34 protein-coding genes are annotated in these 20,252 nt (G+C 40.5%); 4 read left to right on the top strand and 30 right to left on the bottom strand.

Going from position 1 to position 20,252, the window contains the following annotated elements; genetic code table 11:
• Positions 1–30 precede the first annotated feature (30 nt).
• From EUAN_RS06050 to EUAN_RS12670, 26 genes are all read right to left on the bottom strand, one after another.
• Complete coding sequence (locus EUAN_RS06050) at positions 31–429, bottom strand: phage tail assembly chaperone (protein WP_071062758.1); 399 nt, start codon at positions 427–429, stop codon at positions 31–33.
• 13 nt (positions 430–442) lie between these two features.
• Positions 443–883 (bottom strand): phage tail tube protein, encoded by a 441-nt coding sequence (locus EUAN_RS06055; protein WP_071062760.1) that lies wholly within the window; start codon positions 881–883, stop codon positions 443–445.
• A 13-nt stretch (positions 884–896) separates the two neighbouring features.
• Positions 897–1,967 carry a phage tail sheath subtilisin-like domain-containing protein gene (locus tag EUAN_RS06060; RefSeq protein ID WP_071062765.1) on the bottom strand — a complete coding sequence of 357 codons (1,071 nt, stop codon included), beginning with the start codon at positions 1,965–1,967 and terminating at the stop codon, positions 897–899.
• A gap of 10 nt (positions 1,968–1,977) precedes the next feature.
• A complete protein-coding gene (locus EUAN_RS06065; protein ID WP_071062767.1) occupies positions 1,978–2,478 on the bottom strand; it encodes a phage tail terminator family protein in 501 nt (166 codons plus the stop codon).
• Positions 2,475–2,897 carry an HK97 gp10 family phage protein gene (locus tag EUAN_RS06070; RefSeq protein ID WP_071062768.1) on the bottom strand — a complete coding sequence of 141 codons (423 nt, stop codon included), beginning with the start codon at positions 2,895–2,897 and terminating at the stop codon, positions 2,475–2,477. Before EUAN_RS06070 ends, EUAN_RS06065 begins: the two co-directional genes overlap by 4 nt.
• Complete coding sequence (locus tag EUAN_RS06075; RefSeq protein ID WP_071062770.1) at positions 2,897–3,244, bottom strand: hypothetical protein; 348 nt, start codon at positions 3,242–3,244, stop codon at positions 2,897–2,899. The genes EUAN_RS06070 and EUAN_RS06075 overlap by 1 nt, the downstream gene beginning before the upstream one ends.
• Complete coding sequence (locus EUAN_RS06080) at positions 3,241–3,624, bottom strand: phage head-tail connector protein (RefSeq protein WP_071062772.1); 384 nt, start codon at positions 3,622–3,624, stop codon at positions 3,241–3,243. The genes EUAN_RS06075 and EUAN_RS06080 overlap by 4 nt, the downstream gene beginning before the upstream one ends.
• Positions 3,625–3,638: 14 nt before the next feature.
• Positions 3,639–4,865 (bottom strand): phage coat protein, encoded by a 1,227-nt coding sequence (locus EUAN_RS06085; protein ID WP_071062773.1) that lies wholly within the window; start codon positions 4,863–4,865, stop codon positions 3,639–3,641.
• Positions 4,866–4,882: 17 nt separating this feature from the next.
• Positions 4,883–5,467 (bottom strand): DUF4355 domain-containing protein, encoded by a 585-nt coding sequence (locus EUAN_RS06090; protein WP_071062775.1) that lies wholly within the window; start codon positions 5,465–5,467, stop codon positions 4,883–4,885.
• 245 nt (positions 5,468–5,712) lie between these two features.
• Positions 5,713–6,768 (bottom strand): minor capsid protein, encoded by a 1,056-nt coding sequence (locus EUAN_RS06095; RefSeq protein ID WP_071062777.1) that lies wholly within the window; start codon positions 6,766–6,768, stop codon positions 5,713–5,715.
• Positions 6,755–8,134 (bottom strand): phage portal protein, encoded by a 1,380-nt coding sequence (locus EUAN_RS06100; RefSeq protein ID WP_071062779.1) that lies wholly within the window; start codon positions 8,132–8,134, stop codon positions 6,755–6,757. The genes EUAN_RS06095 and EUAN_RS06100 overlap by 14 nt, the downstream gene beginning before the upstream one ends.
• A 14-nt stretch (positions 8,135–8,148) precedes the next feature.
• Positions 8,149–9,411, bottom strand: coding sequence for a PBSX family phage terminase large subunit (locus EUAN_RS06105; RefSeq protein WP_211266296.1), 1,263 nt, complete (start codon positions 9,409–9,411; stop codon positions 8,149–8,151).
• Between the two features lies 1 nt (position 9,412).
• On the bottom strand, positions 9,413–9,922 hold the full coding sequence (locus EUAN_RS06110) for a terminase small subunit (protein WP_211266297.1): 510 nt from the start codon (positions 9,920–9,922) through the stop codon (positions 9,413–9,415).
• A gap of 121 nt (positions 9,923–10,043) precedes the next feature.
• Positions 10,044–10,478: an ArpU family phage packaging/lysis transcriptional regulator gene (locus EUAN_RS06115; protein WP_071062783.1), complete on the bottom strand. Its 435-nt coding sequence runs from the start codon at positions 10,476–10,478 to the stop codon at positions 10,044–10,046.
• A gap of 268 nt (positions 10,479–10,746) precedes the next feature.
• A complete protein-coding gene (locus tag EUAN_RS06125) occupies positions 10,747–10,980 on the bottom strand; it encodes a hypothetical protein (protein WP_071062787.1) in 234 nt (77 codons plus the stop codon).
• A gap of 3 nt (positions 10,981–10,983) precedes the next feature.
• Positions 10,984–11,574, bottom strand: a complete 591-nt coding sequence (locus EUAN_RS06130) for a hypothetical protein (protein ID WP_071062788.1) — start codon at positions 11,572–11,574, stop codon at positions 10,984–10,986.
• Positions 11,575–11,588: 14 nt separating this feature from the next.
• Positions 11,589–11,741 carry a DUF6906 family protein gene (locus tag EUAN_RS12665; RefSeq protein ID WP_169817353.1) on the bottom strand — a complete coding sequence of 51 codons (153 nt, stop codon included), beginning with the start codon at positions 11,739–11,741 and terminating at the stop codon, positions 11,589–11,591.
• A gap of 245 nt (positions 11,742–11,986) precedes the next feature.
• Complete coding sequence (locus tag EUAN_RS06135; protein WP_071062790.1) at positions 11,987–12,373, bottom strand: beta-sandwich lipoprotein; 387 nt, start codon at positions 12,371–12,373, stop codon at positions 11,987–11,989.
• A 3-nt stretch (positions 12,374–12,376) separates the two neighbouring features.
• Positions 12,377–12,790 (bottom strand): RusA family crossover junction endodeoxyribonuclease, encoded by a 414-nt coding sequence (locus EUAN_RS06140; RefSeq protein WP_211266298.1) that lies wholly within the window; start codon positions 12,788–12,790, stop codon positions 12,377–12,379.
• Positions 12,791–12,810: 20 nt separating this feature from the next.
• Positions 12,811–13,665, bottom strand: coding sequence for a helix-turn-helix domain-containing protein (locus tag EUAN_RS06145; RefSeq protein WP_071062792.1), 855 nt, complete (start codon positions 13,663–13,665; stop codon positions 12,811–12,813).
• A 53-nt stretch (positions 13,666–13,718) separates the two neighbouring features.
• Positions 13,719–14,000 (bottom strand): hypothetical protein, encoded by a 282-nt coding sequence (locus tag EUAN_RS06150; protein WP_071062794.1) that lies wholly within the window; start codon positions 13,998–14,000, stop codon positions 13,719–13,721.
• Between the two features lie 13 nt (positions 14,001–14,013).
• Positions 14,014–14,835, bottom strand: a complete 822-nt coding sequence (recT, locus tag EUAN_RS06155; protein WP_071062796.1) for a recombination protein RecT — start codon at positions 14,833–14,835, stop codon at positions 14,014–14,016.
• 15 nt (positions 14,836–14,850) lie between these two features.
• Positions 14,851–15,780, bottom strand: a complete 930-nt coding sequence (locus tag EUAN_RS06160; RefSeq protein ID WP_071062798.1) for a YqaJ viral recombinase family nuclease — start codon at positions 15,778–15,780, stop codon at positions 14,851–14,853.
• 37 nt (positions 15,781–15,817) lie between these two features.
• Positions 15,818–16,000, bottom strand: coding sequence for a hypothetical protein (locus tag EUAN_RS06165; protein ID WP_071062800.1), 183 nt, complete (start codon positions 15,998–16,000; stop codon positions 15,818–15,820).
• Between the two features lie 4 nt (positions 16,001–16,004).
• Positions 16,005–16,274 carry a hypothetical protein gene (locus EUAN_RS06170; protein ID WP_071062802.1) on the bottom strand — a complete coding sequence of 90 codons (270 nt, stop codon included), beginning with the start codon at positions 16,272–16,274 and terminating at the stop codon, positions 16,005–16,007.
• A 3-nt stretch (positions 16,275–16,277) separates the two neighbouring features.
• On the bottom strand, positions 16,278–16,445 hold the full coding sequence (locus tag EUAN_RS12670) for a hypothetical protein (protein WP_169817354.1): 168 nt from the start codon (positions 16,443–16,445) through the stop codon (positions 16,278–16,280).
• A gap of 76 nt (positions 16,446–16,521) precedes the next feature.
• Between EUAN_RS12670 and EUAN_RS06175 the strand changes: the two genes are divergently transcribed.
• Entirely contained in the window at positions 16,522–16,761 is a 240-nt protein-coding gene (locus EUAN_RS06175; protein ID WP_071062804.1) for a DUF1883 domain-containing protein, read from the top strand.
• Positions 16,762–16,763: 2 nt separating this feature from the next.
• Here the strand turns inward: EUAN_RS06175 and EUAN_RS06180 are convergent, their stop codons facing one another.
• The 4 genes from EUAN_RS06180 to EUAN_RS06195 are packed head-to-tail and all read right to left on the bottom strand — an operon-like array spanning position 16,764 to position 18,292.
• On the bottom strand, positions 16,764–16,967 hold the full coding sequence (locus EUAN_RS06180; protein ID WP_071062806.1) for a hypothetical protein: 204 nt from the start codon (positions 16,965–16,967) through the stop codon (positions 16,764–16,766).
• A gap of 4 nt (positions 16,968–16,971) precedes the next feature.
• Positions 16,972–17,193 carry a hypothetical protein gene (locus EUAN_RS06185; protein WP_071062808.1) on the bottom strand — a complete coding sequence of 74 codons (222 nt, stop codon included), beginning with the start codon at positions 17,191–17,193 and terminating at the stop codon, positions 16,972–16,974.
• A gap of 12 nt (positions 17,194–17,205) precedes the next feature.
• The gene (locus EUAN_RS06190; RefSeq protein ID WP_071062810.1) at positions 17,206–18,051 is read right to left on the bottom strand and encodes a phage antirepressor; all 846 of its coding nucleotides are present in this window, start codon (positions 18,049–18,051) and stop codon (positions 17,206–17,208) included.
• A gap of 1 nt (position 18,052) precedes the next feature.
• Complete coding sequence (locus tag EUAN_RS06195; RefSeq protein WP_071062812.1) at positions 18,053–18,292, bottom strand: helix-turn-helix domain-containing protein; 240 nt, start codon at positions 18,290–18,292, stop codon at positions 18,053–18,055.
• A 182-nt stretch (positions 18,293–18,474) separates the two neighbouring features.
• Here EUAN_RS06195 and EUAN_RS06200 point away from each other — a divergent pair, with 182 nt between their 5' ends.
• The 3 genes from EUAN_RS06200 to EUAN_RS06205 all read left to right on the top strand — a co-directional run bounded on the left by EUAN_RS06200 (position 18,475) and on the right by EUAN_RS06205 (position 20,249).
• Positions 18,475–18,807, top strand: a complete 333-nt coding sequence (locus EUAN_RS06200; protein WP_071062815.1) for a helix-turn-helix domain-containing protein — start codon at positions 18,475–18,477, stop codon at positions 18,805–18,807.
• A 20-nt stretch (positions 18,808–18,827) separates the two neighbouring features.
• Positions 18,828–18,980 carry a (2Fe-2S)-binding protein gene (locus EUAN_RS12195; protein ID WP_084655790.1) on the top strand — a complete coding sequence of 51 codons (153 nt, stop codon included), beginning with the start codon at positions 18,828–18,830 and terminating at the stop codon, positions 18,978–18,980.
• A 183-nt stretch (positions 18,981–19,163) separates the two neighbouring features.
• Positions 19,164–20,249, top strand: coding sequence for a type I restriction endonuclease (locus tag EUAN_RS06205; RefSeq protein ID WP_071062817.1), 1,086 nt, complete (start codon positions 19,164–19,166; stop codon positions 20,247–20,249).
• The last annotated feature ends 3 nt before the right edge of the window (positions 20,250–20,252 follow it).

The following is a 20,252-nucleotide window of genomic DNA, read 5'->3' on the forward strand; positions in this document are numbered from 1 at the left end:
GTATAATCACACAGTCCAAGTCCTTGCGCATTAGTTTTTTATATCATTTACCAACTTCGCCGATTCATCATTAAACCCTGCTGATGAGCTTAATAGCTCTGCTATATTGTGTATCTCTCCTGGAAGAAGCAGCTCCCGAACTATCTCTATTGGCGTTGCAACTCCGAAAGCCTCTTGCAATTCTTGATTCCTCAGATTAGGTTCTACCGAGCAGTTGAATACTAGAAAATCTTGGGCCCTTCCTGAGTACTCGTTTGCATCCATAAGATCTTCAGTTGTTGGTGTTTTAAAAATCATAACTCCAAGCTCTGAAACTTCTATACTTATATTCTTTGTCTTCTTTTTTTCTATAAGACCTTTCTTGGCAATAAGATCCTTAGCTGAAAGAACTGATCTCTTATTTAGTTCTGTTTGTAAGTTTTTGTCCATATTTAAATCCTCCTTAAAGTATCGCTTCTGCTATCTGTGCATCCGATGGTGTAAATCCGAAAGGAAACTCTTCTTTAGTTACTGCTCCGCGTTCGAACCCAGTAAGTGAAAACTCATTAAACCAGACATTAGAAAGATTAGTACGCTCTATCTGTCCCCCTACTGCATCTTTATCAGCATTGGCTACCGATAGGGTGCTTCTGAAGTCTTTTCCGTCCCTTACTGCCTCTAATAGCTTCTTCTTTCCTCTTGAGTAAACATGTTTAACTATAAGAGTTCCCTCTCCCTTGTAGCTATGGACCTTGGAGTCTACGTCCATTCCGAATATTATCTCCTCTCTATTTGCTATTACCTTTGCATTAACCGATTCAACTTCCATTATAGGTTCTCCGTCCCAATGCACTGTTCCATGGGCTCCACTTAGAACCCGGAGACCTCTTAACTTATCCGACATTGTTTAATCCTCCTTATATAGCTACATTCAAGAACAAGTCTTCCATAGCATCCACTAGCTTTATCTTTCCTGATACAAATACCTTAGAGCCACTAGGATACATTTTTATAGCCTGTTCTGTCATATCTATCACATTTTCACCTTTTGATATGCAGTACTTTCTCTGCTCTTCTAAGTCTATATCTACATAGTTGTTGTAACTGTTTTCTAGAACATTCCCCTCAAGCTCTTTGAAGTAGATGCCATTAATATTCGCTAGGAACAGCTGCTTATTCTCGTAGCTGTTTATTATCTTTCCTACATAATAGTCAAAGAACGTGTCTCTTATATCGTCCTTTATCATGTCCATCCCTTCGATGATCTTAATCTTGCTGAAATCCTCTCCGATATTGGCTGTATAGGTAGTAAGTGTGTTTACCGCCCTGGCTATCTTTATCTTCTCTCCGTCGTTTACGAGAATTAAAGAGCCTGCATTTATAGCTGCATCTGGATCTGAGTACTCCGATATTGAAGTCACCTCAGGTAGCACGTAAAAAGTGGCACTCCTTTCAAGGCTTAACCCCGCAAGTATACCTGCTATACGTCCTGTGTACTCTTGTCCTGTGTAGTCTATGTCTCCCACAGTAACTCTAGTCATGTCAAAACTTATAACTCCTCTGTCATCGGCTACTTGCTGATTCGTAACCAGCTTCACAGTCTTTTGCTTCACGTTTCTTTCACTCTTTATGAAACTGACTAGAGCAGCGTTGTCTATCGAAGCTCCTCCTGGGTAGCATATATAGTTGTATTTTTTGTTGGTTATCCTAGTGACTAAGTCCTGTAATGTTCCTGTTGTAGGGTCCATAGTTTCAACTATGAGTTTATATGGCGCTCCCATCATAACCTGAGATATATACTCATAGTTTTTTGCTGTAAAATCGCTTGAATTTACATCTATCAAGGACGAGTACTCGAAAGTCCTCTTTGACGCATTGGTACTGTCTTTCAGTATCATAAGTACAATACCTCTGGCACTTCTCTGTATAAGTGTAAGGCCTTTAGATGCAAAATTTATCTGCACCTGAGGCATACCTATTGTTGGCATTAAATCACTCCTATTCTATTTGTTCTTCTCCATCTACAAACAATCGCTCCATAAGCTCTAGTGTCTTTCCGCTTTCCCAGTCCACTTCGGGTTTACCTGTGTCTACCACAGTGATAGTTCCATCGTCATTTACTATTATTTTCTCAAAGGTGTCGAAGAAATCAAATGTCACCAGATAGTGAAGGTCTTTGTCTATGATCTTCACCTCAGGACTTTCATTCATAGTTATGTGTCTATCTTTTATCTTAAAAGATGGCATGAAAAGAGAGGTGAGCTTTTCAGCTGCCTCTAGAGACTCCCTTGTATTTGATTCAGACAAATATACTATGTCCAGTTTAGCTTTCCGATTTATCACTTTTTCTGAAAAGCCGACTGTATTATATACGACAAGCTGTATATTGAATGCTGGCACTACGAGACTCTCTATTGTGTCCCTGTATACTTTTGACATAGGGAATGTAACTTTCAAAACCCTCGCTATTTCTTTATATATATCATTCACTGTAATCATACATATTCAAGCCTCTCTTTAGCTCTTTTAATGGCTCTAACCATAGCCGGCTTTAGCTGCTTTTTCCCAGCTTCTTTGCCTTTTTGCATGAAATAGAAACCTTTTATATATCTCTTCACCAGAGTCTTTCCTAGAGCCGGAATATACTTCCCAACTTCCTGACGGTGACCGTACTCCACGTGCGGTGCATATTCAAGATTTGAATACAAGACCGCCTTGTAAGTTTCACCTTCTCTCTCAGTTCCATCAAATTTAATCGAACGCTTTAATGTCCCTGTAGCATAAGGCGCTTCATCTCTAGCGATATCCCTCATTTCAAAACCAACTTCATCCATACCTTTTCGTATCTCTTCATCAAACACTATGGCTATTTTAGCAAGTCGCTTTTCTTCCTCATCCCAGCCTTTAGAGCTGAACATTAGGCATTCCCCTCTCTTATTAGAGGTATCTGTCCATGAGATGCAAAGTATATTCCCTCCCCCGCTATGAACTTGTATGTTCTGTCTTGAACGGTAGCCACAACTTTATCTCCAGCCTTAATAGATATGTCTGGTTTGACATATAGCTCAGCTAGGTATGCTATGGGTTGGGTTAAGTCTTTGATCCCCTCTGTAGAGCCTCTAGTAAAGTCTACTCCACATTGAATTGAATCATAGACAACAGCCTCGGAAAAACTGTCAAATCCATCTGAATCAGCTCCCGATAAACTCCTGCTGATAGTACAAATGTCGGTGTAAAGGGTAGCTAAAACTTCTGCCTCTGTCATATGAATCTCACTCGCTTTTCTTTCGTTACCTTGAACCTGTCAAGCTGTATCTGGTAGTTGGCTATAAACTCCGCACCACCACCAGTAAGTTTGTTGTAGTTAGACTCACTCGAAGAAGATTCATAGTTTATCTGCATACCGCCACGCTTAATGCTAGAAACGGCTCCTGTCTCTTCTCCGCTTTCGATGGCGTTTTTTCTAGTCTTAGCCCTGAACTCATCTGCTGTTATCTCGACTATTATAAGCTCAAGTCCTGAAGGAATGTCCTCTCTATTGCAATAGTTCAAAACCTTTTGCTTAACTATGTCCAAATAAAGAGACAGTAGCTCGTCTTGGCTACTGTCTGTGATATTTAGCAGTGTCTTTATTTTATTAATCATATGGCATCAGCCTCCTATCCTCTAGTTATAATTCTCGCTATCGGTATAGCCTTATGGTCTATATAAGACTTTGTATCCGCACTGTCGTTTACAAGCTCCCAGTTTGCCCCCATTTCCAGTTCAGCATCTGTAGGAGACAGTGAAGCCATAGAAGATTTAGTGAAGGATATCCCATAAGGTGCATAGCAAACCCTCTGTCTGCTATAAAGAGTATCCTGACCTCCATTTATCTTAGGATCTCTATCCATCTCGTATGGAACTTTAACTCCCGCATCGGTAAACTCAAATGCGCCCTCGCCTAAAATATATGTTGTATATTTGTCGTATGCTTCTGTGCTCACTTCGTAGTAATTTCCTATTTCTCCTACTATAGGATTATCCACAGGAGTATATATATAAGAGCCGGCACTTCCACTTCTAGTGTAGTAAGTTTTTGCATCATCTATAGCTACATCTGCTGTCTTAGCCCCTATAGCATGTACGTGTTCCACTGGCATAGAATCGTCTATTAGAACTGTCCTCCCATTGAGAGTGGCCAGTGTAAGATCCCTCTGAACCCCACTGCTGTCAGTGTACTTAAGATACTCTAATAGCTGCAAGTTCTCTAGATTGGTAGCCACTTGAGAGTGCATTACAGCCACTGAAAACTTAGCTTTGTTTTGCCCTACAGCTCTTTGAAGCGCCGTATTCAATGTAGTCGGTGAAAATGTTCCAGTTGGACTTGAGGAGATGTCGAATGTATGTCCGTCAACGAATTTCTTGTTTTCAGTTCCAGTCATTCCAAATACACCTTTTAGTATAGACAATAACAGTGTCTGGTTTATCTCATCCCAGTAGCTTGATATCTGCTTCGCAACATTGTCCATGAAGTCCACTCCGCCAGTTATATCGTAGCTGAAATCCCTTTCTATCCATCCTTTAGCTCTCCCAACTACTACTCTCGAGTGCGAATATGTTTTGGAAGTATCAGCCGTTATGTCGGTAGATCCGTCATAGTTTAGGGCTTCCCCTCCTATAGTTCCAAACAGAGGGACAGTCATATAGTTCCCGCCTACTTGGTCGCTCATCATATCCTTGAATTGAGGAGCCGCTTTTATAGCTCCCGATTTCAGGAGCTCATTTCTTTTGAGCTTCGGTATCGTATCTACATACTTTCCGAATAACTCTGGATTAAAGTTTTTCGAATCAAATTGTGAAGCTGCGAATAGCTGTAAATTGAAGCCTAATTTTTTTATTTTCATATAGTTTCATCTCCTAATTATTTATTTTGTTTTGCCATCATCTGTGAATATGTCAAATTGTCGTTTGATGCTCCACCCCCGGCTTTCGGTGGTTCTCCAGCAAGCTTCTTCAGTACTTCAGACTCAACGGCTTTATTGAAAGCTTCTTTGAATTGATTTATGTTTTTTAAACTTGATTCAGCGTCTACCCCTATTAAGAATGTAGCAAAATCTTGATCAAGTCCATTATCAGATAACTGTTTTCTAACTTCTAGATTAAGCCTTTCTTTTTCAAAAGCCTCTCTCTCTGCTGCGAACTTCTGTTGCTCTTTTTCAAACTCAGCCTTAGCTCTTTGATCTGCACTCATTTTTGCCAGTTTTTCAGCTTCAGCCTTTTCTTTTTCAAGCTTCTCCTGATACTCCTTCTCCCACTTAGCCTGCTCCTCTGCCAATCTTTTTGAAGCTATAGCTTCCGCCTCTTCCTTAGTGAAAGTTTGTTTTGGCTCCGGTTCTATATCTGAGGTCGGTTCCGGATTCGGTGCAGGGTCCGATCCAGGCTCTCCTCCAGGTTCTGCAAATAGCTGTAGATTGATTTTTTCTATCTTAGCTTGATTGTATTTCATGTACACTCCCCCTATTCTACGCCCATAGGCTTATTTCCAAGTTGCTCTTTAAAGCCCACAACAGGTAAAAGGGCATAATAAAAACAACCCCTTTTAGGATTGCTTTAAATGTTTATATTCAGTACAGTTCTATACTATCCAGTTGCTCTATGAAAGGCTTCCCTCCCACTATCATTTTCTTGAAAAGGTCGTCTAAACTTTTATCTTGCTTTCTTTCGAACTCAACTCGCGAATTTTACGATTTTTCAATCTCCGCCGCCTGTAGGCTTATAGTACCTACTGTGCCACTCTCTGTATCCCATATTCCTGTCAATCTCGATGTACTTACCATCAGACTGCTTTGAAAGCTTCGTGCCCTCTGACTGCTCGCCACCCTTCACTGTATAGGACCTGCAATTTGGATGTGCTGGAGGGTAGTTCACTCCCGTCTTGGCCTCGGATATCTTGAACTCCTCTCCGTCTAGCCTTTTGCATATATCAGATGTCTTGCTATCGAGATTGGCCCTGTATATATAGGTTTTTATTCCTAATCTCCTATACGCTTCAAGGTCGCCCTGTGTGGATGCATTCGCTATCTCTGTAACAACTAATCTTTTGGCATCTCTATACCCCACGCCCATTCGTTCACTAAGTTGTTCCGAAAGAAAAGCCACGCTCTTCCCTTCCTGAAGACTCTGTCCTGTCAATATTCTAAGCTGTCTCAGCAGTTCTCTTTTGTTGTCCCATATGGAGTCTGAAAAGTTTCTCCCTTTCCAAGGGGTCAATATAGCCTGCCTTATATAGTCTTCGTTCAGCTTTGCATAGTTCGTCGCTAGTGTGGCGCCGGTCATCTTGGCATCGGTAAAGAGCACAGCTGAGTAACTTTCCTCGTACACTTTTTTCATGCCTTTGTACAGAAGCTCTTCCTCTTCTATACCCATATTTATTATATGGGCTTGAATTTGAGCCTTCAGAGCTTCCAGCCTTGTAATTCTTGATCTCGAAGCCAAGGTTTCCAGTTCAAGTATCAGAGACTCTCTTTGAGTTCCCTCCGCTTTGTCTATCAGTTTCAGATAACCATCTATATCTCTGCGCCACTGTCTGTACTCAGACCCTTTTATAAGTTTACTGGCTTCCTTGTAGCTTAGATTGACCTTGCCCGCATACTTGGCATACAGGTAGCTTATATCCTTTTCTATGTTCGAAAGTGAGTCGGAGTATATTTCCTTTAGGAGCTTATTCAGATTGCCGGCTTCTAACATAGACTCGTCTATCCTCTGTCTTGACCTCTCATCCCAGTATTGCTGACTATTCTTCGCCATCTATACCGTCTCCGCTATTTTGAAACGCCATATCTATAGATGATGGTATTTCATCATCCAGCTCTGCAGCTCTTTTTTCAAGTTCAGCTTTTGGGTTTTCCACGAAAGGTATTTGCCCGACCAGCGTTTCTTTCGATGCAAACGTCGATAAATTTAGCAGTGTCTGGCTCAACTCGAACACGTTTTGCGGAAGGGTATTGTTGAACCGGACATCTATGCCCGTATAGTCGTAGTTTGCTCTTTTGGTGAAATTCAAGTAATTGCATATAAGCTCCATGCGCCTCTGTAGCCCCACCTTGAATTTCCGAGCCTTGTTCTTTCTGGCATTCTCAAACGGCAGCAGCTTGTACGAAAGCGAAACACCCGACATATTTCCCCCAAACTCTGTATCTGAAAGATCTGGCGTACTTGAAAACTTGTGTATGTCCTGTCGTATCCGCATCTTGAAGTTCTCCACCCAGGTATCGTTGACTGACTTTATCAGCCATGAAGCATTCGCTCCTTCTGGAAGCAACAGCACTCTGTCTTTCTTCATTCTGGTTATATCTTCTGGATCAGTATTTTCAGCTCCATGAAGTGCCAAGTAGGAGTCTGTAAATTGGTCCATATCGTTCATAGTGTCACTCTGAGCTCTGTCATATGCATCTATCAAAGCCATTACAGGCTCGAAATCTCCCAGTCCACTTTTGTTATTTGAATAAACACTCACCGGAACGTCGTTGAAGGCGTGCGGCCTTCTCCCTATAGGAGTTAACTCTTCAGCTCCATCTATCTGCTTATAGCTTATTATTTCCTTAGCTGTATATACATCTATTAATACGTCTTTATCTATAGCATAGTACCTCATAAAAAACTTTATATTGTTCTCCAGTGTATTGTCATATACCACAAAACTTTCAAGCGGACTTATCTCAGTCAGCCTTATATTGTTGAGGCTGTCTATATACTGAAGCTCGTATGCTATTCCAAGCTTTCCGGCCGTTGTAGCCAGTTCGCTATTGAGGGACTGTTCGTCGTTATAGTCGTAAAGCTCTGTGAGCTCATTTAAGAGCATTTCAGTATCTCCACTACCGTTCGTGCCTTCGTTCAGAGATAAGCCACCTATAGAGGCTTCTGTGGCTTCTACAGCACTATATGATACAGGATTGCCCACTAGATACCCCACATGCATATCTACAATGTACTTAGGATATGAGTTGACGAGCCTGTTGTCCGGCTTTTCAGTGTCCTTGGTCCCTTCTGTTATCGAGTGCAGACCCTTATAGTAGTTTTCCAGTTTCTGAAGTCTTGAGAGCCCTTTTTTATGCGTCTCTATCAGCTTCAATATTTCTTTACTGTCCAGATCTTCCTTTTCTGTTCTTATCATTTCCTAACCTCCAATTACAATCCAAACGATGACTTGCTTATCGTCTTTACTTTGCTGTCTTTCATGTCGTCTTCAAGCCCATACCTTACGCTGTCAATATAGTGATTGTCTCTGTCTGGGAAATTCACTTTGACCATTCCTCTGCTGTCAATATCAAGAGAGTAGTTTATAAACTCTCTAGCCGCATTAGGACACCTGATATCATCTATAATTATTTCCTCTAAACCTTGTAAGAACTTTATGCCATGCTCGATACTTCCTGGTCCTTTCTTTGCCCCTCTGATTTTAATCCCTTGTCTCGCTAAATCAGCTATAGATTTAGGTTCTGCGGAGTCTGCTATTATGACTCTGTTGTTCCAACCCTTATCTTGAATCATAGAGGCCAACTTATCGTTAAAAAGATTTATCTTATATATCTCTCCAAATACATAAAGCCTCTTCCTAGTGCTGTCGTAATGCATTCTGCTTACTGAGCACGGATCCACAGAGTATCCCCAGTCAAGTCCTGTACGTATTTTATCGAAAGTCTGTATCTCTGCATCAGATATAGCCCTAATTGACACATTGTTAAATACCTCTAGACCTGTACCTGTTTCCTCCCCAAGATACTCGTGCCTGTATGCCATCTCATTGACTTTCTTCAAGTGTTCGGCTTCAGCTATAAAAGTTTCTCCTAGCCACTCAGGTGGAACATCCAGATAGGTGCTATGATGCACATATCGGTCCTCTCTTGAGAGCTTTACCTCTTGATTCACCCATGACCTAGAGGATTTTGGAGGGTTATAAGTAAAGAACACCGTTCTTTTATGATTCCCTTCTCCTCTAAGGAGTGACTGCATTATATTTCTAATCTCAGCATAGTTCCTGAATTGGTCACACTCCTCGAACCAGCCATATTTGATATAGCCTTTACCCAGGTTTATAGACTTCACCTTTCCTGGGCTATCCGCCGCCTTGAACACTATCTTCTGTCCTGTAGGCTTATAGACAATCTGCATTGGAGACACATTGCATGTAAAGTAGCTCTCAACTCCAAGCTTATTTATTGCCCACTCTACTTGCCCATAGACTGTATCTCTCAGCTCATTCTGATATCGCCTGAAAACTACCGCATTAGCATTAGGGTCTTTGATTATGCCAAGTACTATCTCAATACCTACAAAAGATGATTTAGTAGACCCTCTTCCTCCCTTAAGCCAGTACTGGTTATGCTCTTCTTTCTTTATGGATTTATGAACCCTTTGAAAAGGCTTAGCTATTATATTACTAAGTCTCATCCTATTCATCTTCTATATCATCCAATATCTGAACTCCTAGCTCTCCCGATACATCCAATTTATCTGTGAAAATTCCGTATCTTTTCCCTAGAAGCTCTGCGGCCTTTATTCTATCTTTAGCTGAAGCCTGCTTTTTTATTATGCGAGCTTTGCTTTCAAAGTCCCCAAGACTCTCAACTACAACTGCATCTTCTTGAATTTCACCTCTCATCATCAAAGATAGAAACTCCTCTATTTCTTTAGCTTCAGCTATATTTGATTCTCTTATTTCTTCGAGTAAATTATCAATTGCTGATTTTATCTCAACTTTCTTCAACAATCGTTGTCCTTGGCTATATGCAGTTTTTTCGCTATATCCAGCTCTTATAGCAGCCTGCGTCGCATTCTTATCCTTTAGATATTCCGTTATGAATGTCCTTTGCTTTTCGTTAAATTTTTGAGTTTTCACACCACCACCCCATTTTTCCACACGAAAAAAGACACCCTTTCGAGTGCCTTTTTCTCTATTCAACTTTTTCCATGATACTATAATAACACAGATTTTCAGACCCATCGGTCACAAATCGGTCAGGATTCGTACAGTAATCGGTGGTTTATGACTCAATCGTGACTCATTCCTGACTCATTTCAAATTAATCCCCATTTATGCTATAGAGGATTTTCTTTATGGCGTTATTTCTAGTAGACTTACACCATCCTTCTGAGTAGCATACTTTAGCTGCAACTTTCCACCACTCAAGACCGTTTATGTAGAACTCCTCCACTATGACTCTTTCCATATCATTAAGCCCCTCTAGTGCATTGTCTATCATCTTTATCTTATTCTCTTCAGTAGCTATCCTTCTTTTTAGCCTCTCCTCCATTTGGATATTCCTTTCGGCTACATTCTCAGTAGCACTACTGAACTTATTGGTTTTTGAAGTAGGCTCTGTGTCGTACGATATTCCTGTCAAGCCATCTTCATATCTCAGGCTCTCCAGCTTTATCTTGTTGTTCTTTATAGCTGCTTTTATAACCTCATACTCTGAAAGTGTTTTCTCTAGATCCTTAGTTGTCATGTTGTACATTCACATTCCCCTTTCAACGTAAATTCCGGGTCTAAGATACAGACCCGGTTTACCTACTTTAAGTTTATAATGATATCCTTAGATTTTCTTTGACTAGCCAACTCACTCCTTATCGAACTTAATAGTAAGACTACTAGCCATAGTAGAGCTCTCACAGATAAAAGATATTCACCCCTTATCAGTAAGATTGAATATGTCAAAAGACCAATCGATACGGCTATCTCGTACAGGTCTATATTTCTAATTAACCCAAGTACCTTTGCTACGCTCATTTCGCCGCCCTCTCTTTCAGTTTCTTTTCTTTGTATTCCTCGAACCTTATAGCTATCATTCTGTCATTTTCTTTATCTAGCGTGAGGTTTAGGAATGTTCCGCACTCCATGCAACTTCCGTGCCCTGCATCTAGCATTCCCATCTCTTGAAATAAGGATTTACAAGCCCACAGTATCTTTCCGCATTCTGGGCATTCGATTTCATATCTCTTCCTGTTGTCCTTTTCCATGTCCTACCCCCTAGCATCCATGCTAACTAGTTTTCTCTCTTTCTTGTGCATCTCCAGATCTATTGGGCTTTCGCACTTCTTGCACTTGTAAAAGTCCATCCAATCTCCCTTGACCTTAAAGTTGTAGGCGTGTCCGCAATTTGGGCACTTGGCGTATACCGGCACAAGGTCCCCTAGTAAAATTGCATTCTCGCACTCTCTGCATATAGCTACCTCACCCTCTGCCAATACTGCAAACCCTACTTTCCCACAGTCCTCGCATCTGAAGGCTATTAGCGTCTTTCGACCATCTCTGTTACTATCCTTGTTGCTCTCGAGCTCCTTTTGTTTTGGCTTCAGTGGAGCTTTTAAGCTATCCAGTGCACCTTCTAAAGCCTTTTTTGCCACGTCTCCGTTTACCTCAACTTGAAGATCATGTCTCTGCGGTGGAGTGTCCTCTCTCCTGGTAGGAGTTGCAGCTCTCAAACCTTTATCCAGGAACTGCGCTAGCGTTCTATTTATCGCTACATATGCGTCCTTTGCATTTTCCTCGCTCATAATCACAGTGTTCTTAGCTATTCCCTCTATCTTTATACTAACTTTTATATTTTTCATTTATGATTGCCTCCCTATTTTTGTATTTCTTTTACCAGGCCATTGTGCCTGTTCACTATCTCCATCAGATTAGGAGTGTCTTTTGTCACCAGCCACTGTTTGCAGTCTAGTCTTTCGTCTGTCATGAGCTGCTTTTGTCTCGACGTTGGTTTCTTTCCCTGTTTCATTCCACTTCCTCCTCTAGTTTTACTTTCTCCGACTTCGAACTGCAATGAGTATGGCGAGTATGACCCATAAAGCCTGAGCGATTAAGATCAGTATGAGCGTCTTTTCTGGTGTTATCACCTACTCCACCTCCTGCAACTCTTCTCTTGCTGACTCTATGAGTTCCACTAAATCTTCTCCTTTGAAGTACCCTTCTACTATTCTCTCAACCGCTTTTTCCATGGTTTTGCTCTCCCTCTTTTTGTCTCTAATCTATATTTTCCGGCTCAACTGGTATCCACATCTTAGGATTGTAGTTGAGCGTGTATTGATATTTGTCTACGTACACATCACTCTTCTGCTCCACTACATAAGTCACGTTATCACTTAGACCCACAAAGTGCTTTTTATAAGTCCCGTCGCCATCTTCTACTGTTATTTCAAGCTGATTCTCTATTTCTTCGATTGATAGCTTTCCCGTCATTTGAAACAGTACGTCGCCTTGTATGGCATTTACCACTGTTAGTTGTCGTACAACGTTGAAATTATCCGCTTGTTTTGAAAGGTTGTATGAAACTCTGTCTGACTCTCTACACCCTACTAATGAAACCATTAGTCCTGTTGCTATAATAGCTGCTGCTAATTTCTTTTTCATTTTTTATCCCTCATCTTTCTCTATAGACTTTATTTCAACTTCTGCCCTTGGCATGTCTGAGTAATATTTCTCTATAGTGGCGCTTACTATCTGGCTGTCATCTTTATAGGCCAGTCCGTTTAAAGCATCAGTGATTGACTTCATGCAGTTATCCAAGTCTGGTTTCTTGGTCGGCCTTAACTCTTGGTCCATCATAAGCTGCTTTTTCTTCTTGCTAGCCGACTTGGGTATCTGGAAATAAAGTTTAAGCCTTATTCCCAGTTCTCCCTCAAGCATTGTCTGTCCGTGATTAATTGCATACAGCTCCTTTACCAGCACTTCATAGTTCTTTGTCTTTTCCGGAGTATGTACTCCCCATTTGGTTACACGTGGGCGCGCTTTTGCTATGGGCTCTCCAGGTATCTCGAATACTATCATCATATCTCTCCTGTCTGCTTTTAGTTGCTTCTAATCATTCTCTCTAGTTCTTCGTTGGTGTACTTGGAGCTGCGCTGTTCGAAGTTATGAAAGCTACTTAAGTTAGAACCTTTGCTTTTATCAGGCATCTTCCAGTCTTCCTTAATCGCTTTTACCATCCATCCTCCTAAGTTTCTATATCCGGTAGCTTTAGCTATCTGGTATTTGTCTTTGACAATAGACAAATTATTGCTAGCTGCTTCTAAGATTACTTTTGCACTTTGATAATCAACTTTCTTGTCCAGTATTTCCATAACAGATTGAATTAGTTCTTTTTCAACAACAACAGGATCTTTTTCCGATTCGTCTTTTTCTTGTTGTTGTTCTTCTTCTTGTTCTTCTTCTTGTTCTTCTTCTTGTTCTTCTTCTTGTTCTTGCCCCCGACCCGTACCACGGCCCGTATTGCCTGTGGATAACTCGCCTTCGTCTAAAAATAAATTTCTTATAGTGTCTTTAGATATATTTTGGGCTATATAAAGCAATAACCTTCTGTCTTTCACTTTAGAAATCTCTGACCTTATACAGTCCATGACTGGCTTACTCTGATTATCTAGATTAAACTTAGCCCAGTTTAGTATACAGATTTCCCTAGTCTCTTTGTTATACTTTATTATTCTGTGATGGTTTTCAAATCTATCCATAAGTGCATTTACACTCTCTGTCGAGTATCCCATTTCGAAGGCCATCTGTTTTTTCGTAATTTCATATATACCTATCTGTGTTGTATTTGGATTAGTCAAAAGATACAGAAAGAAAAACTTATCCTCTGGTGTCATTTCTTCTATAACTTTTGAGTCATTCCAGAACTCTGTATATACCTGTCTAAACCTTGCCATTCTCTTTCTCCTTTCTAAAAAGCATCTTTCTTTAAGGGAGCCCTCGCAGGCCCCTATATCCTAACCGTCACATATCTAATAGGCTCTTCCCTGTAACCTTCCAGCTCACTCTCCAAGTCCTCGACTTTCTGCACCAGCGCGATAACCTCGTCCGCTAGATCGTCGTAAGTTGGCTCGCAATACAAGGTCCTTTCTAGGCCTATGCATAGCTCCCGTGCCTGCCCTTCTGTCAAAATCAAAGCTCCGTACTCGGTCTCTATCTTAATCCACTTACCTCCAAGCTTCACTTCCTCGCCTAGCAATGTCATTTTGTCCATCTCTTTTACCCTAATCATATTGCTCGCCTCCTTACTTCGTCTCAAATGGAGTCCCTTTCAGGTCCGCGTCCTCGGCCATTGTATTTTGCTCTACCACTTCATACTCAGCTTCCACCATTTCCTCAGGCACTTCCGTCATATCCTCCGCTATCTCTGTCTTTATAGTTGCGTCCTGAGCTATCTCTCTCTGGAACTCTACTTTTATTGGAGCGTATTTCAGCAGCTGCTTTAAAACAGTTTTCTTAGCCATAGCCTCAAAGTCTGTCTTCCAAGGCCCATTGTTGAATGTCTTCGACTTGGCTTTTCCGAACTCCTCGACCTCTCTCTGAGTCATAAATACGAAGTTTTCCCCGCCATTTGTAAGCTTATAGACCGCATAAAACCCGATTGGCTTTCCTCTGTCATCAAAGTTTGGTTTATGAACTATGTTTTGAGTCAGTCCATACTCAACCTCGAACTCATCATTTTCGTAGACTGTATGAGCATATATGCTCTTGAACTGTCCACTTCTCTGAGCCAACTCCATAAGGCCTTTGTAACCAACTTGAAACTGAACGCTCTTGCCGTAGGGTATCAAATAAGCCTGTCCCAATGGTGTATTTGGCTCGAGTCCCAGCTGCGCAGCATTCATCAGTGCCCCCATGAAGCTTTCAGGCGTACACTCTGCAAGCTTGGGGTTAGTACTTATAGCCGTCAGTGCCATCCTTGTAAATCTCTCTGCGGTAATTACGCTTGGCAGCGCCTTCTTTATCTGAGGCTCCATTACCTTTATCCAGTCCTGCATTGTCTGCGGCTGCTTCTTAGTAGCCGTACCCCCTGCTTTATTTGCTAATTGATTTTTAAGATTACTCATTTTATGCTCCCCCTCTTATTTGACTTTAAAACGTCTGTATTCGTTTTTATTTGTGTATTGGGCATATAGGTCTGGATGGTCTTTTTTGAATCGTTTTGAGTCGATTCTAGAGCTCTCAACAGACTTCCAAGTTATGAGCCGTTCTCCAACTGTAGCTTTTTCATTTTCACCCATCTCTAGTTGTATTTTCTGCTCTATTTCTTTCTTTTCGACTTCAAGCTTTTTTATCAGTCCAGCTATCTCGTCTCGCCTTTCTAGACTTTTTATAAAACTCTCTTCTAGGTCTATCGAGCTTTCTGGGACCGCTCTCGGGTACATCATCTTTATAATTTCCCCTGAGTCATCGGACCCATCTGGTGCTGGCATTTCTCTTTTGAGAACGTGATTCTCCCAGAAATTTTTCTCTATAGTTGTCAAGTAGTCGATTATGTCCTCGTCTCTGTCTATCTTCTTACAGACGAATTGCTCGTTCCCGATTAAGCAAGCTATCCACCAAGCTTTGTAGCCTGTGACTGCCATATAGTGGTGGCACTGGAGCTCGTAGTGCTGCGGTATGCCCTCTTCCCATTCCTTCTTGCTGTAAGAACCAGTGGTCTTGCATTCAAGCCCCTCATCAGTCCCGACTACCAGCCGGTCTACATTCGCCAGCATGAACTCGTGCTCCGGGTGGTATAGTATTGCGTTCCTTCTTCTTGTCTTAAGCCCTGTAGCCTCTTCAAATCTTGTAGCCACATAGTCTTCCAGATCTCTTCCTATCCTCATACGTTCATTGTCTGGTATAGGCTCTCCTTCTCCTATCTTGTCCCTGTAAGTCGATATTGGACTTTTCCATGGATTCATTCCCGCTATAGCTGCGCAGTCAGATCCTCCTATTCCTTTGGTTCTATATTTCAGCCACTCTTCATAACTCAAATCCGGTGTGTTAACCAATACTTTAGCTATCATTTTTCTTTTCCTCCCGCCCCCAGTGTGATATACTGGGTCATGAAATTTGTTTTTGATCTTTTATGAAGTCCTCGTGTCCTTGCACGTGGGCTTTTTTTCTTTTCTCCAGTTCTTCTTCTATAATTCTAATTTTTTTCTTTTTCTTGTTGTAGGCTAGGAGCCTTCTTGCAAAGAAGTCTCCAAAACCTATCGCTATCCCTACCGCTATCATTTCTTCCATATCACTAACCCCTTTCAAGACAATTCGCTAAAACACCTAGCAACTCTATATTTTCCGCAGCTCTAGCCTCGTAGCTCTTAGCCATATCACCACACGACTTTTCTAAAGTTTCAAAGTATTCAGCTTCATCGACATTACCGTTTTCTATTGCTTTTTTCTTTTTATACTTGTAGCTGTAGACTTCTAGTTCCATTTCTTTTGCCTTATGTTTTAGATCTGTAAGCCTATTCAAGAGCTCATTCTGTATTGCGTGTATCTGATTATTGCTTAGCATTTTTTATTTCAGCTCCCCTTTCTTCCATTTTTCTAGAAAGTCCTTCCCGAAAACTTCAACTATAGGTTTGTAGAACTCCTTCTCGTCCACATCCTTATGTTCCCGGACTTCTACACTTATTTGCTTACCTGAAGACCTGTCGTACTTTCTGCTTACTATGGCCGTCTTCATTTTCATCCTCCCTCTCTATTCTTGGTTATCTCCTTCCAGTTAAGGGTATTATTAGACCGGAAGGAGGTGACAATTTATGAGCAAAATTCCTTACGCAGATAGTAAAGGGACCCTGAGTGTAAAAGTCGAACTACAGCATGCCTCTGATGTCTTTTTGGTAGATTCATTGAATTTCCAAAAATTTCAGCGAGGTCAACGCTTCAAGTATCATGGCGGTCACTACAGAGAAACACCCGTTAACATTACTGTTTCTGGCACAGGTCGCTGGTATCTAGTAGTCCGTGGCGGCGGACAATACCGATACAGCTTTTACTAGTCCTACAAGAGAGACTCAGATTGCTCTGAGTCTTTTTCACTCAAAGTTGCATTTGACTCTAAATAACTAATCACTCTAGTGGTTACTTCCTCTACATTCAAAATTGTCATGCCATTCTTTCTTACTTGCTCTAATATGATATTTACTAAGGCCTCTTCTGCTTTTTCCGTCATAACTTTTTTGATTTTTAAGTTTCCGCCTTCCATTTTCTTACCTCCCTAAATTTTTATCCCAAGAAACACCAACCAGATAGATAAGACAATCATTCTTAACGTCTATTTCTTCAAATGCTTTTGGCTCAAACAGTATCCCAATGTTGCCTTGAGCCTTAAGCTTTTCAACCAACTCAGTATCATTTGTCAAAATAAGCTTCTCTAAATTGACCGTCCCATAATCAAACGTAAATATCTCTGGTTCTTTTTGATTTTCCATCCCCTCACCCCCTTAATTCCTCTCTATTGTTGGTACATAGCCCTCGGCCTTCAGCACTTCATACAGAAACAATCTCCCTTTCTGAGTCCACTTCGTAATCATACTTATGTCTGGTCTTCCATCACTCCTAGTTATATCTATAGTCTCTGAGTGAGTGTATCCCTTGCCACTGTGATTTCTGTATAACAACCATTGATCACTTTGCTTGTACTGTATCTTCAATTCGTTTAGAAGCTTGTTCATTGCCGTACCGCTCATTCCATAGTCTTTAGCTATTTGAGTTATGGTTACTAGCCCTCTGTTTTTAAGTATCCTGTCTGTATAATCAGCACTAGGCTTGAGTTCTCCTATGATCTGCTCCTGCTTCTTGGTTGTCAGCTCCAGTTCCTTTGCTCTTTGCCTTTCCTTTTTAAGCTCTGTCGCCAGTCCGATTATGAAGTCTGGATCTGTAAGCGTCTTCTCTATGGTCGCATCTGTCATATAAGCTCCATGCTTTCGGATTGTCCTAAGTATATTTTTGACCTCTTTCTTGAACTGCTTCGCTATTGGCTTCCTAGATTGCATAAGGACTTCGTACATTCCGTCCTCCGTTAGAAACCATTGCTCCTGATTACCTCCAAGGGTGTAAACATTCCTTACTACCTTTTCATCTTCGTCTACACCTTGTAGCATCATCCTTGAATTACTGTGCTCTATCCACTCTGCAACCTCTTTTGCTAAAAATAACGGATTTTCTACATCTCCATAAATTCTGAACTGCTTACCTAGTAATTCCCTTTCGTCTATTACTACTAATTGCTTCTTTTCTTCTGCTGCTGATTTACCATCCTCATTCTTGATGTTGATTAAATTATCCATGTTATGCCTCCTTTAATAACTGTTTTTTCTTAGTTTCTAAGACTCCATCTGTAAAAAAAGAAGGATTCACTCCAAATCCTTTCACAGCTATAAGTATAAAATCATCTGCTTTTAACTCTGTATTCCCATTCTCTATGCTACTAAGTTTAGCGTTGGATATGCCTGTCATCCTCGAAATATGGGTCTGAGTTATGCCTTTAGAGATTCTGTATTCTCTAAGTTTTTTATATAAAGGTTCCATTTCAAACCTCCTTTGTCAAAATTCACACCTTAGCAACTTCTTAATTACTAAGACCTTATGCATAGTATAGTTCTTATAATCTAAGAAGTCAATACATTTTTCAAAGTTTTTAAGAAAAAAATCTTTGTTTTAAAGAAATCGGGTATAATATTAGTATGATATCTAATGAAGGAGGGCTTGAAGTGGATATAGCAAAACGATTGAAAGAAGCTAGAGAATTGAAAGGAGCGACCCAAACGCAAGTCAGTAAAGATACCGGCATTAACAACAAGACTTTATCTGGATATGAAAGAAAAATTAGCGAGCCAGATTTAGAAACACTGAATACCTTAGCAAATTATTACGGTGTCACAACCGATTACCTCCTGTGCCGAACAGACGACCCGAACGGAGAAGAAGAAATCGTAACCATAGCAGCGCACCATGACGGTGAGGAGTTTACTGAAGAAGAAAAGAAGATGATCGAAGACTTCAAAGATATGGTCAGGAAGATGAAACAAAAAAAGGGGCAGTAAAAGGAAGAAGGACTGATTCTATGTCTAATTTAATATGCTACTGCTCCAATGTAACCGAGCAAGAGATAGTTGGCGCTATAGATAATGGAGCCAAGAGCCTTTCCGATATAAAGGATATGACAGGGGCTTGTACTCTAGGAAGGTGCAAAGAGCTTCATCCTAAAGGAACTTGATGTTCTAAGGACATTCTAAAGTTGTTAGAAGAGTATAACAAATAGTTTTAATAAGCTACTGATATGAGATATTCATATCAGCTTATTTATAGAAACAGGTGGAAATATACGTTATAAAAGTAATCCTAAGTATTATTGCATTAAAAATAGATATGCTACATATCAAATACAGGGGGAATAGAAATGGATTTTTCAGAAAAGTTAAAAGGTTTTTCTAAAAGAGCTGAGGCTCTTAAAAGCACTTTAGGAACAGAGGAGGCTACTAAGACATCGTTAGTTATGCCTTTTTTTCAAATGCTAGGATATGATGTTTTTAATCCAGGTGAATTTACACCTGAGTTCACAGCGGATGTAGGAATAAAAAAAGGAGAAAAAGTTGACTTTGCTATACTCAAAGATGGACTCCCTTCTATTCTTATCGAAGCCAAGTGGGTAGGAGAAAAGCTTGAAAAGCATGACTCTCAGCTATTCAGGTACTTCGGAACTACTCAAGCTAAGTTCGCAATACTCACTAACGGAGTAGTTTATAGGTTCTACACTGACCTTGACGAGCCAAATAAGATGGATGAAGACCCTTTCTTTGAATTTAACCTTTTAGACATTAAAGATAGCGACATCTCTGAGCTGAAAAAATTCCATAAAGAGAATTTCGACATGGAAGAAATAACTGATGCTGCGTCTGAACTTAAGTACTCAGGTATGATAAAAAGCTTTATTGGAGATCAATTTGACAATCCAACCGAAGATTTTATAAAGCACATACTTACAAACATATACTCTGGAGTAAGGACTCAAGGTGTTATCGATAAATTCAGACCTATAATTAAGAAGTCGCTAAACCAGTTCGTAAATGAACTCATAAGCGATAAAATCAAGCAAGTTATTGAAAACCACAGCTCTGATGATAAAAACAGCGTCAGTGAGCAAACTCTTGATTCAAGTACTGAAGAAGAGCCTGCTTCTAATCCTAGTGATGAAATAGTAACCACTCTCGAAGAGCTAGAAGCTTATACAATAATAAAGTCTGCACTTAGAGACTGTGTAGACTCTAGTAGAATTAGCTACAAAGATACTCGAAGCTATTTCGGAATACTTCTAGATAACAATACTAGAAAGTGGCTTTGCAGACTATACTTGAGAGAAAATGTTAAGTACATTGTGATTCCTGATGAAGATATGAATCAAGTTAGGTTCGACTTCGAAAATCTAGATCAACTATATGACTTTTCAACCGAACTCAAGTTAAGAGTGTCTGAATTGGATAAATAGATT

It is taken from the genome of Andreesenia angusta (genome assembly GCF_001855385.1).
GTDB lineage: Bacteria > Bacillota > Clostridia > Tissierellales > Gottschalkiaceae > Andreesenia > Andreesenia angusta.